16 protein-coding genes are annotated in these 15,456 nt (G+C 51.5%); 8 read left to right on the top strand and 8 right to left on the bottom strand.

Going from position 1 to position 15,456, the window contains the following annotated elements; genetic code table 11:
- Positions 1–11 precede the first annotated feature (11 nt).
- From EKN38_RS08660 to EKN38_RS08645, 4 genes are all read left to right on the top strand, one after another.
- Complete coding sequence (locus EKN38_RS08660) at positions 12–1,196, top strand: Gfo/Idh/MocA family protein (RefSeq protein WP_014830426.1); 1,185 nt, start codon at positions 12–14, stop codon at positions 1,194–1,196.
- Positions 1,193–2,260, top strand: coding sequence for a Gfo/Idh/MocA family protein (locus EKN38_RS08655; RefSeq protein WP_014830425.1), 1,068 nt, complete (start codon positions 1,193–1,195; stop codon positions 2,258–2,260). Before EKN38_RS08660 ends, EKN38_RS08655 begins: the two co-directional genes overlap by 4 nt.
- A gap of 12 nt (positions 2,261–2,272) precedes the next feature.
- The gene (locus EKN38_RS08650) at positions 2,273–3,295 is read left to right on the top strand and encodes a Gfo/Idh/MocA family protein (protein ID WP_014830424.1); all 1,023 of its coding nucleotides are present in this window, start codon (positions 2,273–2,275) and stop codon (positions 3,293–3,295) included.
- A 79-nt stretch (positions 3,296–3,374) separates the two neighbouring features.
- A complete protein-coding gene (locus EKN38_RS08645; RefSeq protein WP_014830423.1) occupies positions 3,375–4,922 on the top strand; it encodes an MFS transporter in 1,548 nt (515 codons plus the stop codon).
- 175 nt (positions 4,923–5,097) lie between these two features.
- On the opposite strand, the gene EKN38_RS08640 is transcribed toward EKN38_RS08645, so the two are convergent.
- Entirely contained in the window at positions 5,098–5,613 is a 516-nt protein-coding gene (locus EKN38_RS08640; RefSeq protein ID WP_014830422.1) for a YrhA family protein, read from the bottom strand.
- Positions 5,614–5,623: 10 nt separating this feature from the next.
- Positions 5,624–6,493 carry an HNH endonuclease signature motif containing protein gene (locus tag EKN38_RS08635; protein WP_185812836.1) on the bottom strand — a complete coding sequence of 290 codons (870 nt, stop codon included), beginning with the start codon at positions 6,491–6,493 and terminating at the stop codon, positions 5,624–5,626.
- A 523-nt stretch (positions 6,494–7,016) separates the two neighbouring features.
- Between EKN38_RS08635 and EKN38_RS08630 the strand changes: the two genes are divergently transcribed.
- Positions 7,017–8,354 (top strand): hemolysin family protein, encoded by a 1,338-nt coding sequence (locus EKN38_RS08630; protein ID WP_013095324.1) that lies wholly within the window; start codon positions 7,017–7,019, stop codon positions 8,352–8,354.
- Between the two features lie 76 nt (positions 8,355–8,430).
- Here EKN38_RS08630 and EKN38_RS08625 read toward each other — a convergent pair whose 3' ends face one another.
- The 4 genes from EKN38_RS08625 to EKN38_RS08610 all read right to left on the bottom strand — a co-directional run bounded on the left by EKN38_RS08625 (position 8,431) and on the right by EKN38_RS08610 (position 10,189).
- A complete protein-coding gene (locus EKN38_RS08625) occupies positions 8,431–8,838 on the bottom strand; it encodes a hypothetical protein (RefSeq protein WP_014830420.1) in 408 nt (135 codons plus the stop codon).
- Positions 8,816–9,232 (bottom strand): polymorphic toxin type 44 domain-containing protein, encoded by a 417-nt coding sequence (locus tag EKN38_RS08620; protein ID WP_071841824.1) that lies wholly within the window; start codon positions 9,230–9,232, stop codon positions 8,816–8,818. The genes EKN38_RS08625 and EKN38_RS08620 overlap by 23 nt, the downstream gene beginning before the upstream one ends.
- A gap of 1 nt (position 9,233) precedes the next feature.
- On the bottom strand, positions 9,234–9,719 hold the full coding sequence (locus tag EKN38_RS08615; RefSeq protein WP_014830419.1) for an Hcp family type VI secretion system effector: 486 nt from the start codon (positions 9,717–9,719) through the stop codon (positions 9,234–9,236).
- 263 nt (positions 9,720–9,982) lie between these two features.
- A complete protein-coding gene (locus tag EKN38_RS08610; protein WP_008501430.1) occupies positions 9,983–10,189 on the bottom strand; it encodes a DUF1107 domain-containing protein in 207 nt (68 codons plus the stop codon).
- 324 nt (positions 10,190–10,513) lie between these two features.
- On the opposite strand from EKN38_RS08610, the gene EKN38_RS08605 reads away from it, so the two are divergent.
- Positions 10,514–11,071, top strand: coding sequence for a YtfJ family protein (locus EKN38_RS08605; RefSeq protein ID WP_013095323.1), 558 nt, complete (start codon positions 10,514–10,516; stop codon positions 11,069–11,071).
- On the opposite strand, the gene cysQ is transcribed toward EKN38_RS08605, so the two are convergent.
- Positions 11,065–11,805: a 3'(2'),5'-bisphosphate nucleotidase CysQ gene (gene cysQ, locus EKN38_RS08600; protein ID WP_014830418.1), complete on the bottom strand. Its 741-nt coding sequence runs from the start codon at positions 11,803–11,805 to the stop codon at positions 11,065–11,067. The two genes, EKN38_RS08605 and cysQ, sit on opposite strands and share 7 nt — an antisense overlap.
- Positions 11,806–11,995: 190 nt before the next feature.
- Here cysQ and EKN38_RS08595 point away from each other — a divergent pair, with 190 nt between their 5' ends.
- Positions 11,996–13,939 carry a bifunctional 2',3'-cyclic-nucleotide 2'-phosphodiesterase/3'-nucleotidase gene (locus EKN38_RS08595; protein ID WP_014830417.1) on the top strand — a complete coding sequence of 648 codons (1,944 nt, stop codon included), beginning with the start codon at positions 11,996–11,998 and terminating at the stop codon, positions 13,937–13,939.
- Positions 13,940–14,037: 98 nt separating this feature from the next.
- Here the strand turns inward: EKN38_RS08595 and EKN38_RS08590 are convergent, their stop codons facing one another.
- On the bottom strand, positions 14,038–14,418 hold the full coding sequence (locus tag EKN38_RS08590) for a winged helix-turn-helix transcriptional regulator (RefSeq protein ID WP_014830416.1): 381 nt from the start codon (positions 14,416–14,418) through the stop codon (positions 14,038–14,040).
- 89 nt (positions 14,419–14,507) lie between these two features.
- Between EKN38_RS08590 and EKN38_RS08585 the strand changes: the two genes are divergently transcribed.
- On the top strand, positions 14,508–15,356 hold the full coding sequence (locus EKN38_RS08585) for an SDR family oxidoreductase (protein WP_014830415.1): 849 nt from the start codon (positions 14,508–14,510) through the stop codon (positions 15,354–15,356).
- The last annotated feature ends 100 nt before the right edge of the window (positions 15,357–15,456 follow it).

Raw genomic sequence — 15,456 nt, 5'->3', positions numbered from 1 at the left:
GAGAAGAAACGATGTTAAATGTCGCTATCGTGGGAACAGGAAATATCTCGCATAACCATATTCAGGGTTATTTGCAGTTTGGCCAACGCTGCCGGATCGTCGCGCTGGTCGATATTTACCCGGAAAAAGCCCACGAGAAAAAAGCACGCTACAACCTGACGGACGCACGGGTGTATGAAAGCCATCAGCAGATGCTGACGGCAGAGCCAGATATCGATATCGTCGATGTCTGCACGCCGCCCTACGTTCATGCAGAGATAAGCATTAATGCCCTCAATGCGGGTTGCCATGTGCTGTGCGAAAAACCGATGGCCGCCTCGCTGGAGGAGTGCGACGCCATGATCGCCGCACAACAGGCCAGCGGGAAATTGCTCGCCATCATCGCTCAAAATCGCTTTACCGATGCCTTCTGGCGTTTAAAAGCGGCGCTGGATTCGGGCCTTGCGGGCAACGTGTGCCATGCCCAGGTGGACTCGTTCTGGTGGCGCGGACACTGCTACTACGACCTGTGGTGGCGCGGCACCTGGGAAAAAGAGGGTGGCGGCTGCACCCTTAACCACGCGGTGCACCACATCGACGCCATTCAGTGGATGCTGGGCTTTCCGTCCGAGGTGGTGGCTATGATGACCAACGTGGCGCACGACAACGCTGAAGTCGAAGATCTCAGCGCCGCAATTTTTAAATACCCCAGCGGTGCACTCACCCAGCTAACCGCCTCGGTCGTGCACCACGGGGAAGATCAGAAAATCATTATCCAGGGTGAAAAGGCGCGCATCTCCGCCCCGTGGCAGGCCTTTGCCAGCGTCAGCGCTGATAACGGCTTCCCCCAGGAGGATCGGGACCTGGAGCGGGAAGCGCAGCTTAACGCCGTTTTTCACGAGACACCGAAGCTCGAATGGACGTTACACACCGGGCAGATTAACGACCTGCTTTATGCCATTGAGCACGGCACGGCGCCGTTAGTGGATGGCCTGCAGGGTAAACGCTCGCTGGAGTTGATAACCGCGATCTATAAATCCGCCATCACCCGCTCCGTGGTTTCGCTGCCGATTCAACGCGATGACCCGTTTTACCGTACCGGTGGGACCAACGCCCTCGCCCCCCGTTTTTATGAAAAATCCGCAAGCGTCGCCAACTTCAGCGAAGTCGGGGCGATTCCCCTGGGCAAAAATCTGGATGAAGGAGTAACACCATGAACAAAAATGACGGCATGAACTACGCGCCGGTGGGTAAACCTCAGCCCGTTGTCAGGGAAGGAGAGTTTGTCTTTGCCGCTGCCGCGCTCGACCACGGTCATATCTACGGCATGAGCAACGGCCTGATTGAAGCGGGCGCCACGCTGAAATGGGTCTACGACCCCGATCCGGCAAAAGTGGACAAATTCATTCAGCAGTATCCGCAGGCCAGGGTTGCAGACTCCCTGGATGTCATACTCGCCGACGACGAGGTGCGTCTGGTGGCTGGCGCCGCCATTCCCGCGGAGCGCTGCGCGCTGGGGCTGAAAGCGATGGCCGCAGGCAAAGACTACTTCACCGATAAAGCGCCCCTTACCACCCTTGAACAACTGGCGGATGCCAAAGCCATGGTGGAAAAAACGGGCCGGAAATACGCCGTGTACTACAGCGAGCGCCTGCACGTTGAGAGCGCGGTCTTTGCCGGACAACTGGTGCAGCAAGGGGCCATTGGCCGCGTCGTACAAACGCTGGGGACGGGCCCGCACCGGGAAGGGACCGGCCGCCCGGACTGGTTCTACGATCGGCGCTATTTCGGCGGCATTCTGTGCGATATCGGCAGCCACCAGATTGAGCAGTTCCTGTTTTACACCGGCAACAGCGACGCCTCTGTGGTGGCAAGCCAGGTACGGAACGTTAAACACCCGCAGTATCCCGCCTTCGAAGATTTTGGCGATGCCATGCTGAAAGGGGAAAACGGCGCCAGCGGCTATTTCCGCTGCGACTGGTTTACTCCTGACGGGCTCTCGACCTGGGGCGATGGCCGCCTGACGTTGCTCGGCACCGAAGGCTATATCGAGATCCGCAAGTATGTCGATCTTACTCGTGGCGAACAGGACGTGGTGTATCTCGTCAATAAAGAGGGAGAGTTCCGTTATCCGGTCGCCGGCCAGGTCGGTTTCCCGTTCTTTGGCGAACTGATCCTCGACTGTTTGCATCGTACTGAACATGCCATGACCCAGGCTCACGCCTTTAAGGCGGCGGAGCTCTGCGTGAAGGCACAGATGCTGGCCAACGCCACGAACTAACAGGAGGCGACAATGAAGCTCCTGAACACGGCGGTGATCGGCGCCGGAGCGATTCACGGTTGCCACGTGAATGCGCTGCGCCAGCTCCCCAACGTTGCGCTGCGCGCGCTGGCAGATATCGACAGCGTCAAAGGTCTGAAGCTGGCATTGGGCTATCAGTGCCGCTTCTACCAGGATTACCGGGAAATGCTGCTGGATGATGCCATCGACGTGGTCCATATCTGCACGCCGCACTTTGAGCATAAAAGCATGGTTCTGGCGGCCCTCGCCGCCGGAAAGCATGTTTTTTGCGAAAAACCGGTGGGCATGAACAGCAGCGAACTGGTGGATATCTCCCGCGCCGCTGACCAGGCGTCGGGTCTGCTCGGCGTGTGTTATCAGAACCGGCTCAACCCCACCAGCCTGCGCATTCGTCAGGCGCTGGACGAAGGCGAGCTGGGAAAAATGCTCAGCATCAAAGCGGTGCTGACGTGGTCACGCTCGGGCGCGTACTACACCCAAAGTCCGTGGCGTGGACGACTGGCTACGGAAGGGGGCAGCCTGCTGATCAACCAGGCCATTCATACTCTCGACCTGATGCAGTGGTTCGCCGGCGGCGTGACGCGTGTGAAAGGCGTGGTGGATAGCGGTGAGCTGGCGGACGTGACGGAAGGCGAAGACAGCGCGATGGCCACGCTGCACTTTGCTAACGGCGCCCGCGGCCTGTTTTACGCCAGCAACTGCAATACCACCGATTCCCCGCTTCTGATGGAGATCCACTGCGAGCAGGGCTCGCTGCTGCTGAACGACAACACGCTCTGGCGCGTGACGCCGGGCGAGCGCGTCCGGCTCACCTGCGACGACTCCCCGGACGGTTCGGTCAAAAGCTACTGGGGCCTGGGCCACCAGCAGGCGATCCGTCGTTTTTATCAGGCTATCACCCACCCCGGTTACACGGATTACACCGATATCGGTGAAGCCGGGAAATCACTCACCCTTGTGGAGGCTATTTATCGATCATCTCAATTACGGCAATGGATAGAAATCACTAAATAGAACGTAATTTGTATTCCAGCAGTAAATAAAAAACGACCCGGCAGAACGGGTTAATCATTACCCTACACTGGATATTATTATGGTCAAACCAACTGAACGTAGAGTGGGTTATGGCGTGGCGCTCGGCTACGGTATAACCGATCTGTTTGGCGGAGGCGCTTTCGCCATTATCGGCACCTGGCTTTTATTTTTTTACACCACCTATTGCGGGCTCTCTGTCGTCGAAGCGGGTTCGATATTTGCTATTGCCCGCGTCATTGATGCGTTATTAAGCCCGATTATGGGTTATATTACTGATAATTTCGGTGATACCTGGCTCGGGCGTAAATTTGGCCGTCGCCGCTTCTTTTTATTACTCAGTTCGCCCTTAATGTTTCTGTATGCCCTGCTGTGGCTGACAGACATGGGTTACTGGTATTACCTGGGCACTTACCTCTCTATTGAGCTATTGTCAGCGATGGTGCTGGTGCCCTGGGAAACCCTGGCCGCAGAAATGACTAACCGGTATGAAGAGCGTAGCCGTCTCTCCGGCGTGCGCATGATCTGCTCCCAGCTCGGCGGCTTTCTTGCGGTTTCCGTACCCGGCGTCATTATGCAGTTCACGGGGAAAGATAATCCGTTTACCTATACGCTTACCGGGCTGATATTCTCCTGCGTCTTCTGTATTGCGGTATTTATTACCTGGTACACCACCTGGGAAGCGAAAGATGTGCAACAGGAGTCCACGTTTAAAGTGGATAATCAGCGCAGCAGCGGAATCGTTAATCACCTGAAATATCTGGTGCTGGATCTCTTTTCCTCTTTCCGTATTCGTGCGTTTCGCCTGCATATTATTATTTATATCTTTTCGTTTACGGCGATGGACGTATTCGGTTCGGTGTTTACGTATTATGTCGTGTATTGCCTGAGCCAGGACGCGGCAGCCGTGTCGGGCTGGCTGAGCGTTGCGGCTTTCGCCTCGGTACCTGGCACGTATGGATTTATGCTGCTCCTGAACCGGCTGAACATGACGCCGTCTGGCGCCCTGCGTCTCTCCTACAGCTGTATTTTCCTGGTCCTGGCGTTCCTGTTTACGGTCTACCTGACCAAAACCCAGGTGCCCACACTGCTGTTCTCGGCGGTCTTTATCCTGCTCGGTGCCGCGCGCTCTGGCCTCTATTACATACCGTGGAACATCTACAGCTTCATTCCTGATATTGACGAGATGGTGACGCAGCAGCGCCGCGAAGGGATTTTTGCCGGGGTGATGGTCCTGACCCGCAAAAGCACCGTGGCGATCGCCATCATGATTATTGGCCTGGTCCTGCAGGAGTCCGGCTTTGTGAAGGGCGGCGGCGCACAGCCTGAAAGCGCGCTGGGGGCGATTATAGGGCTGATGATCTTCGCGACGGCAGCCCTGCTGGCGGTGAGCTTCTTCACTACCTATAAGTTCAAGCTTACCCGCGAGACGCATAAACTGCTTCTCAAGGAGATTGCCCGCCGTAAACTGGGCGGTGATTACCGCGACTGTGATGCCAATACCCGTGTGGTGATAAAACAGCTCACAGGCTATGAGTACGATCAGGTGTGGGGAGGCGATGCTGCCCGTCGTGCGGTGAACAACGTCGGGTTATCAGCCGCAAAATAGAGCGTCTCGCCGGGCCGGTTCACCGCCTGCCCGGCCTCTTTTCACTATGCTTGAACTTTTTGGTGGGCATCTTTTTGAAACGCAATAAAGGGAAGTGTGAGAACTTTATTATTAGCGAGAAAGAAATCCCCTGGTATATTTAAATTATAGGGGATGTTATTTGCAGAAAGACTACTTAACTGACTGTTTCAAGTATTTCCTTTAAAAAATCACTTAAGTTATCAAAGGAACCAAATATCTTTTCCGTTCCCACATTATCTCTAATTTGATACACATTCTCCTCAAGATCATACGTGAAAAAAGAAATGCTATCCTGACCTATTACAACGCGCTTAGATAAATCAGCATTAACATATATGTCGTTATTCCTAAAATTATCGTTATAAAGAAAGATATTATTGACAGGAACATTACCCTCTTCAAACTGAAGCGCAAAACTATAAAGCATTACTCCATCAAACTCAAAGCCATCCATTTTTGTCAGAAAATACAAATAGTCAGGTTGGTTTTTCAAAAAAATCAAAATATCATTATTTATACCTTCAAGAACAGGTGATAAATCAGCGCTTGAAGAATTAGCTTTAATCATTGACTCCAAAAAATTTGAGCTAACTGGCGGATGGATTCTATATCCATTATCTTCCATTAATGCAGAAAGCTCATTTACCATCATGTCGATATCTTTTTCCATTATGTCATCCTCACTTTGGATAAATTGTACCTTGAGGTTTAACCCACGGAACTATTTTGGTTTCACCAACAACCATGTTTCTTGTTATACTAAATTGATAATTAGTCAATGCTTGATGATATGGATCATTTTTCATCAGTATCAAATTATCAAAATCATTTGTGCCACTATCATCTAAAGGTAGCTTATGATGTACTTGCCATCCATCTGGATTTCTACCAGTACTCATACGTTCAAGCATTTCGGGAGAGAATTTATTCATTGCTTCAGGGGTATTAGATAACTCTTTAAGAAAAGACTTCCTTACAGTACTATTGAATTCTTTTCTCAATATTGCCGTCTCTTCTACCGTTCTTTTAAAATAGTTAATCTGTGTTATTTCAACACTCTGTAGTAATACAGAATCCCCACGAACTTTGCCTACAAATTTGGTTATATCCTGGACTTCACCAAGCTCAATAGGTCGTTTCGCTAACAGAATTGAAGCCGCCGCAATAGCTGTACCTGCTGTCTGTTCATTCAATACTTGATCATATCCCTTAACAGCATCTCCACCTAACTGCTCAGCTGTTTTCCTGAAACCTTCAACGTTACCATTGTAGACACCGCCAGCCGCAAGTAGACGTACTGCGGCCTTGCTGTTAATTGCCTGGTATGTCGGCTCAGAAGCGGGGGCTGATATGCCACCTGAGAAAGATAAAGCAAACGAAGTTGGGCGGGGCTTTCCTGAACGGTAGTATCTGCACCCTACAGAATTCCTGTACTCTCTCAGGATCTGTTCAGCCCCATTCATTTCAAACACATGGTCATTCCTGCAGATAAGCTGGCCTTCTTCATCAATATAGAAAAGTTCTCCAGGGGAACCGTAACGGTTTAACATCACAACTTCACCTCTGAAGACAAGGTATCTCAGCCGCCTTTCTGTGTTGAATCCATAAGAATGATTGTTCTGATAAGCGTAGCTACGTGAACAGGATGGTCGTGGCCTGAGCCCTTCGACATGATAATGATCACGGTACCTGTCATCGAATTCATACTCCTGTCTGATGTAATCCCATGTGACAGAAGGGCGAGTAATCAACTCATACTTCTCTGGTTCAAGGTTATCCCTGGACAGGTAAAACACGTTAAATCCCGGTAAGCTAAAACTCATACCAACTCCTTTTGGTAACGATCTGCACATTTTATAACCACAACGTATTGAAAACAAACGATTGTTGTGACCTGCTCCCGCGGATTTCACATGAGTACATCAAAATGTGACCTCTGGCAGGTTTACATCTCTTTACGCTATACTACCCGCTGAAATAATCAGCTCAACGCTACGAGCTGACGTTCAATGTGTTTCCACACAAATGGTATCAACTTCCCTTCCGAGGATCTGGCGAGAAGCCGGATAAACTATGTTAAACAGTATTTTAGTAATACTTTGTCTGATAGCCGTCAGCGCATTTTTCTCGATATCCGAGATCTCGCTGGCCGCGTCCCGTAAAATCAAACTTAAGCTGCTTGCCGACGAAGGCAACATCAATGCTTCCCGTATCCTGAAGATGCAGGAAAATCCTGGAACGTTCTTCACCGTGGTACAAATTGGCCTGAACGCGGTCGCTATTCTCGGCGGTATCGTGGGGGATGCAGCGTTTTCTCCGGCCTTTTACAGCCTTTTCGTCCAGTACATGTCCGCCGAACTTGCCGAGCAGATGAGCTTTATTCTCTCCTTCTCGCTGGTCACCGGGATGTTCATCCTGTTCGCTGACCTGACCCCGAAACGCATCGGTATGATTGCGCCAGAAGCTGTGGCTTTGCGTATCATCAACCCGATGCGCTTCTGCCTGTTCGTGTTCCGTCCGCTGGTGTGGTTCTTCAACGGCCTGGCGAACGTCATCTTCCGCATCTTTAAACTGCCGATGGTGCGTAAAGATGACATCACCTCCGACGACATTTACGCCGTTGTAGAAGCCGGTGCGCTGGCCGGGGTGCTGCGTAAGCAGGAGCATGAGCTGATCGAAAATGTGTTCGAGCTGGAATCCCGTACCGTGCCCTCTTCCATGACGGGCCGTGAAAGCGTGATTTGGTTCGATCTGCATGAAGACGAGCAGAGCCTGAAGAATAAAGTCGCGGAGCACCCGCACTCTAAATTCCTGGTCTGTAATGAAGATATCGACCACATCATCGGCTATGTGGATTCCAAAGATCTGCTGAACCGCGTGCTGGCGAACCAAAGCCTGGCGCTCAACAGCGGCGTGCAGATCCGCAATACCCTGATTGTACCGGACACGTTGACGCTCTCTGAAGCGCTGGAAAGTTTCAAAACCGCCGGTGAAGACTTCGCCGTTATCATGAACGAATACGCGTTGGTGGTGGGCATCATTACCCTCAACGACGTCATGACCACGCTGATGGGTGACCTGGTCGGCCAGGGTCTGGAAGAGCAGATTGTGGCGCGTGATGAAAACTCATGGCTGATTGACGGCGCAACGCCAATCGACGACGTGATGCGCGTGCTAGATATCGACGAGTTCCCGCAGTCAGGCAACTACGAGACCATCGGCGGCTTTATGATGTTTATGCTGCGTAAAATCCCAAAGCGCACCGACTCGGTGAAGTTCTCCGGCTACAAGTTTGAAGTGGTGGATATTGATAACTACCGCATCGACCAGTTGCTGGTGACGCGTATTGATAACAAACCGACCGTGCTGGTGCCGAAACTGCCGGATGCGGAAGAGAAGGTGTCAGCGTGATAACAAAAGGGCAGTGATTAACTGCCCTTTCTTTTTTCACTCATATGCAGTACGTATCTGACATTGATAAAAAAATTTAGAACGGTGATGAATCCATATATATAAAACTATAGCCTGCAACGTTATTAAATTTAAAGATGTCACCACTAACCTTAAGATGGATAGAATTATCTTCAATTTTTACATACACATCTGAGGCGGTAGTCACCAGGAAAGGTTCATAGCCACTTCTTAGATCATTTAAAAAATCCGCATCCGATTTTTTCGCAGAGTATAGGTAATATTGGTATACATATGGAGTGGTTGCTCCAGCACTACTTTCAGTAATAATTAAAGTTGACAAGTCACCAACTTTTTCTCGACGTATAATATCCTGTTCAAGGTAAAGAAACTCATCAACTACACGCCATATGCCACACCCTAACAAAATAATCATGACGATTATATATAGCCACTTCTTTTTAAAAACCAGAGCGTTGAGCATAGTCTATTCCTGTTCTAATCCATGTCTGATCGGTTGGATCATCCCCATGTGAATCTGGCCCTTGATAATTTTTAAAACCAGGGTTGCTGGTCCCTGCAAGAATTTGAGCAAGTCCAGCTGCCCGCAATAATATCTCGGGTTGAATTCCGGCGGCAATGCCTACCGCTCCGAAATGAAAATTCCCAAAATTTTCGTATTGCCTGCCTAATATGTTTTTATAATCCCAAGGGCCGTGCCCTCTTACTTGCTTATAAAACCATAAGTAGGTCAGCGCTGACGGGCCATAATGGAACCGCGCAATCATCATGTTGTTTGATAACGAAACGCCAGGTGGAGAAAATGAAGAAATATCATAAGGAGGTTGAGGCTTAACAGCGATCGCTGGACGTCTCATGTTATGCCCTTTCGTTCCAGCTATCGGAAAAGAGCAAATTCCCATCACAGTGTTTCCATGTTATTTTTTCATATCGCATCTCAACACATTCAAGGTGATTATGTTTCTCTTTCGAAGCATCTTTCGTATCATGCATGACAGGCGAAACACCGACAATTTTTACGTTTTCAAGAAACATGTTGTTATACTCAACTTCCTGACCCGCATCGTTAATACGATACCATTTAAACTCTGCGCTTATTAACGTTTGACCGCTACAAACCGCCTTGAACAGATAGGGAGATGAACAATCAAATTCTTTCATAAAGAGGATACTTGAGTGCTTCCTTGTTCCGGTAATTTTTCCTGTCAATGGATCTGTTGGAATAGATACATTATGTGAAAACCCATTTACCTCTATACTTGACTCTCTATCTTGTACGTCAACAGCACCTTTTATTAACGCACCACCGTCATCCTTCAGCCATAAATAAGCAGGAATAGCCATCCTTATAACTCCTTTTCGTTAATGAGATGAGCATTCTTTATGCGTTATTCAATAAGGCCAATAGAGAATCAATTTTTTATTGTTTTATATCAAAGCGAGAGCACTGAAAGAGCGTTTAAGAATAACTACACAAACTCATACTTCCTCTGGAAAGCGGCAACCAGAAATTTACCGATACAACAGAGTCAGAATTATACTTCCCCCCACAAACATCAACGGCTCCCATCGGGAGCCGTTTTTTTAACTACTGCATAGCACGTTGGTTAAGCCATCTCAGTTTGCAGACGCATAACCTGACGGTTGACTTCGGACATCACAGACAAGTGCTGTTTGTCCTTCACTTTTGGGACAAGGATCTTGCCCTTATCAAACTCAAAAGCGCCAACATCCTTGATATACAACCGTCCACGGAACAGGATCTTCACGTACTTCGCCACCTGAAGCGGGTTGTAGCGTTGGAAAATTTTCATTCTTGTATCTCCTGCGAATCATACGCTCTTGCGGCGCCACAATCGGCCCGACTGTTCTGAGCGCAAATTTTGTTGCCCAATGACTATAGACCAGAACTACGTTGTTACCCAGTGTGCATAAGTTTATTTACCGTTTGATTACAATTATTCAGAATAATCTTTTCAAACTGTGACTACAGGCAGTATAAGCCGTCGTTTTTTTATGGATATGTGCGTTCGCCCGCAAACTGGCATCGGGATTGCGGGAAAAGCCCATTGATCGCACTTATGATTAAAAGCGTAAGACCAAGTGGTCGGATCACCTGCATACAATAAGGAAACACCATGACCCTACGTAACATTCTTGCAGCCGCATGCCTGCTCCTGCCCCTGTGGGCGAGTGCCCACAACATTGAAAAAGGACAACGCGTACCGCCAGTCGGCATTGCTGACCGGGGAGAATTGATTCTCGACAACGATAAGTTTAGCTACAAACCGTGGAATAGCGCGCAGCTCGCGGGCAAAGTGAGAGTTGTACAACATATTGCCGGTCGTACATCTGCAAAAGAGAAAAACGCAAACCTGGTGGAAGCGATCAAGGCCGCAAAATTCCCGCATGACCGCTATCAGACCACCACCATTGTGAACACCGACGATGCCATCCCTGGCTCCGGGATGTTTGTGCGCTCAAGCCTTGAGAGCAACAAAAAGCTCTACCCGTGGTCGCAGTTTATTGTCGACAGCAACGGCGTGACGCGCAAAGCCTGGCAGCTTGAGGAAGAGAGTTCCGCGATTATCGTGCTGGATAAAAATGGCCAGGTGCAGTGGGTAAAAGACGGGGCGTTGACCCAGGAAGAGGTGCAGCAGGTGGTTGATCTGCTGCACAAGCTACTGGCTCAGTAAAGAGAGACCCGGAAGCCTGGATTGAGGAATGATTCGCGCGGGGTGTAGTCCAGCGGCTTGCCCTGCCAGTCATGAACATGCGCACCCGCGGCCGCGGCTACCGCGTGGCCGGCTGCCGTGTCCCAGACGTTCGTCGGCCCGAAACGCGGGTAGAGCTGCGCCTGCCCTTCCGCCACCAGGCAGAATTTGAGCGATGAGCCAATCGACGTTGTCTGGTGCTCACCCAGCTGTTGCAGGTACTCCTCCAGCTCGCTATCGCTGTGCGAGCGGCTGATAACCACCAGTGGAGGACGCGCATCGCGCACCTGGATTGGCTTACGCACGCCGCACTCTTCCTTCCAGGCTTTGCCTTCCGCAGCGCTGTACATGACTTTCATTACCGGCGCGTAGACCACCCCAAGCACCGCTTTACCCTTGTCGATCAGGGCGATATTCACGGTGAATTCACCGTTACGCTTGATAAACTCTTTGGTGCCGTCAAGAGGATCGACCAGCCAGTAACGCTGCCAGTGCTGGCGCTCATCCCAGCTCTGCGGCGCTTCTTCGGAAAGCACGGGGATCTCTGGCGTGAGTGCCTGTAGCCCTTTCATGATCACGCCATGCGCCGCGATATCCGCCGCTGTGACCGGGGAATCATCCGCCTTGCTGACGACATTCATCGGTTGTGCGCCATCATACACCTGCATAATGGCATCACCCGCATCCCGTGCGAGCTGACAAATTTTATCTAACATTCTCCACCTCTTCGTTAACGCAGTGGGCATAACTCGTTGTTTTATTTATATCGTAATGTGAACAATTCCGCTATCTGTGAAGCAATTCCGGTTTCATCGCCCTTTTTTCTGGCAGGATTCACACTTCTGTAAGCAACAAACGATAGATACATATTCTTTTGTGGCCTGGATCGAAAAAAGGACTCCTCTGATGATTAAGTTTAGCGCAACGCTCCTGGCGACGCTGATTGCAGCGAGCGTACAGGCGGCGACGGTCGATCTCCGTATTCTGGAAACCACCGACCTGCACAGCAATATGATGGACTTCGATTACTACAAAGATACCCCTACGGAAAAATTCGGACTGGTACGCACGGCAAGTTTGATCAATGCCGCCCGCGATGAAGTGAAAAATAGCGTGCTGGTCGACAACGGTGATTTGATTCAGGGGAGTCCGCTGGGTGACTACATGGCGGCAAAGGGGCTGAAAAAAGGCGAGATCCACCCGGTGTATAAAGCGATGAACACCCTGGATTATACCGTCGGCAACCTCGGGAACCACGAATTCAACTATGGTCTGAAATACCTGCACGATGCGCTGGCAGGCGCAAAATTCCCGTACGTTAATGCCAATATCATCGACGTTAAGACCAAAAAGCCGCTTTTCACCCCTTATCTGATTAAAGAGACCGAGGTTGTTGATCAGGACGGTAAAAAGCAGACGCTGAAAATTGGCTACATCGGCTTTGTACCGCCCCAGATCATGACCTGGGATAAAGCCAATCTCACCGGCAAAGTCACCGTTAACGACATCACCGAAACGGCGCGTAAATACGTACCGGAGATGCGTGAAAAAGGGGCGGATGTTGTGGTCGTTGTCGCCCACTCGGGCCTCTCGGCCGATCCGTACCAGGTGATGGCGGAAAACTCAGTTTACTACCTGAGCGAAGTGCCGGGCGTGGACGCGATCCTCTTCGGCCACGCTCATGCGGTCTTCCCGGGTAAGGATTTTGCCAGCATCAAAGGGGCAGACATCGACAAGGGAACGCTCAACGGCGTGCCGGCGGTAATGCCCGGCATGTGGGGCGACCATCTTGGCGTGGTGGATCTGGTGCTCAATAACGACAGCGGCAGCTGGAAGGTGACCGGATCCAAAGCCGAAGCGCGCCCCATTTACGATGCTGCCGCCAAAAAATCACTGGCGGCTGAAGACCAAAAACTTCTCGACGTGCTCAAACATGACCACGACGCCACCCGCGAATTCGTCAGCAAGCCGATCGGCAAATCCGCCGACAACATGTACAGCTATCTGGCGCTGGTACAGGATGACCCAACCGTTCAGGTGGTCAATATGGCGCAGAAAGCCTATGCCGAACATTTTGTTCAGGGCGATCCGGATTTAGCCAACCTGCCGGTGCTTTCCGCCGCCGCACCGTTCAAAGTGGGCGGACGTAAGAATGACCCGGCCAGCTACGTTGAAGTGGAAAAAGGCCAGCTGACGTTCCGTAACGCCGCCGATCTCTATCTCTATCCGAACACGCTGGTCGTGGTTAAAGCAACGGGTAAAGAGGTGAAAGAGTGGCTGGAATGCTCCGCCGGGCAGTTTAACCAGATCGATCCGAAGAGCAGCAAGCCGCAGTCGCTGATTAACTGGGACGGGTTCCGCACCTATAACTTCGACGTTATCGACGGGGTGGATTATCAGATTGATGTCACCCAGCCCGCGAAATATGACGGCGAGTGTCAGGCCATTCATCCGCAGGCAGAGCGCATCAAAAACCTGACCTTCAAGGGCAAGCCTGTCGATCCGGCGGCCACCTTCCTGGTGGTGACCAATAACTATCGCGCGTATGGCGGCAAATTTGCCGGCACCGGCGATAGCCACATTGCCTTTGCATCCCCGGATGAGAACCGCTCGGTGCTGGCCGCCTGGATCAGCGCAGAGTCGAAAAAGGCGGGAGAGATTCATCCGGCGGTCGATAACAACTGGCGTCTGGCCCCGATCCACAGCGATACCCCACTGGATATTCGCATTGAAACGTCCCCGTCGGATAAGGCTGCGGCGTTTATTAAGGAGAAGGCGCAGTATCCGATGAAGAAGGTGGCGACGGATGATATCGGGTTCGCCATTTATCAGGTGGATTTAAGTAAGTAAAAGCAAAACGGCAACGCACGTTGCCGTTTTTAGTGTTTATTCCCTCTCCCTGTGGGAGAGGGTTAGGGTGAGGGTATCAGACCGCACATTCCCGGCTTTTACGCTGCCCGCTCATCCCGGCTCGCCATCACCTTCGGCGTATTCACCTCTATCCAGTCCGCCAGCGCGGCCACTTTCTCGCTCACCTCTACGCCAAGCGGCGTCAGGCTATACTCAACGTGCGGCGGTACAACAGGATACGAAACGCGATCGACAAAACCGTCATGCTCCAGTGCCTGCAGCGACTGGGCCAGCATCTTCTCGCTCACGCCGCCCATTTTACGGCGCAGATCGCTGAAGCGGTGCGTTCCCTCACGTAGCGCCACCAGGATCAGAACCCCCCAGCGGCTGGTGACATGTTTGAGCACCTCTCTGGACGGGCACTGCTCCGCGAAGAGATTACCATCGCGCATTTGTTCGCTGAGTGTCGGTATCGTCATTTAATACTTACCTTTTTGTACGTACTTACTAAAAGTTAGTTATGGTGCTAGTGTGCCACAACACCAGACAAACACGAAGGAGATTGATCATGATCGCGATTACCGGCGCTACCGGCCAGCTTGGCCGCCTCGTTATCGAACAGCTGTTAAAAACCGTCCCGGCAAACCAGATTGTGGCTATTGTGCGTAACCCGGCGAAAGCGGAAGCTCTGAGCCAGCAGGGTATTGTGGTTCGTCAGGGCGATTACACCGACCAGGCCGCGTTGACCACGGCACTGAAGGGTGTGGAGAAACTTCTGCTGATCTCATCCAGCGAAGTGGGTCAGCGCGCCACGCAGCACCAGAACGTCATCAACGCTGCCAAAGCGACTGGCGTGACATTTATCGCCTACACCAGCCTGCTGCATGCGGATAACTCACCGCTGGGCCTGCACGTTGAGCACGTTGCCACTGAAAAAGCGCTGGCGGCATCCGGCATTCCTTATGCCCTGCTGCGCAACGGCTGGTATACCGAAAACTACCTGGCGAGCGCGCCGCCTGCGCTGGAACACGGCGTGTTTATCGGTGCCGCAGGTGAAGGCAAAATCGCCTCAGCCACCCGAGCGGATTACGCGGCGGCAGCGGCAAAAGTGGTTTCGGAAGAGGGCCACGCGGGCAAGGTCTATGAACTGGCAGGCGACAGCGCGTGGACGCTGAGCGAACTGGCGGCTGAACTGAGCAAGCAGAGCGGTAAACCGGTGGTTTATCAAAACATGAGCGAAGCGGATTTCGCCGCTGCGCTGAAGAGTGTCGGCCTGCCTGCCGGGCTGGCGGATATGCTGGCGGACTCTGATGTGGGCGCATCTAAAGGCGGGCTCTTTGACGATAGCCACACGCTGAGCAAACTGATTGGGCGACCAACCACGTCGCTGGCTGAAAGCGTTAAAACCATTTTGTAACGGGAACACCATTTTTTCGCGATGCCGGGTAATTCTCCTTACCCGGCCTGCACTTATATGGCATTCTGTCCCCCACTTTCGTTGCCAGTGCCTCTGCTAT

The sequence above is a fragment of the Enterobacter sp. WCHEn045836 genome (assembly GCF_003965585.1).
GTDB lineage: Bacteria > Pseudomonadota > Gammaproteobacteria > Enterobacterales > Enterobacteriaceae > Enterobacter > Enterobacter dissolvens.
This window is presented reverse-complemented; position numbering and strand designations above follow the sequence as displayed.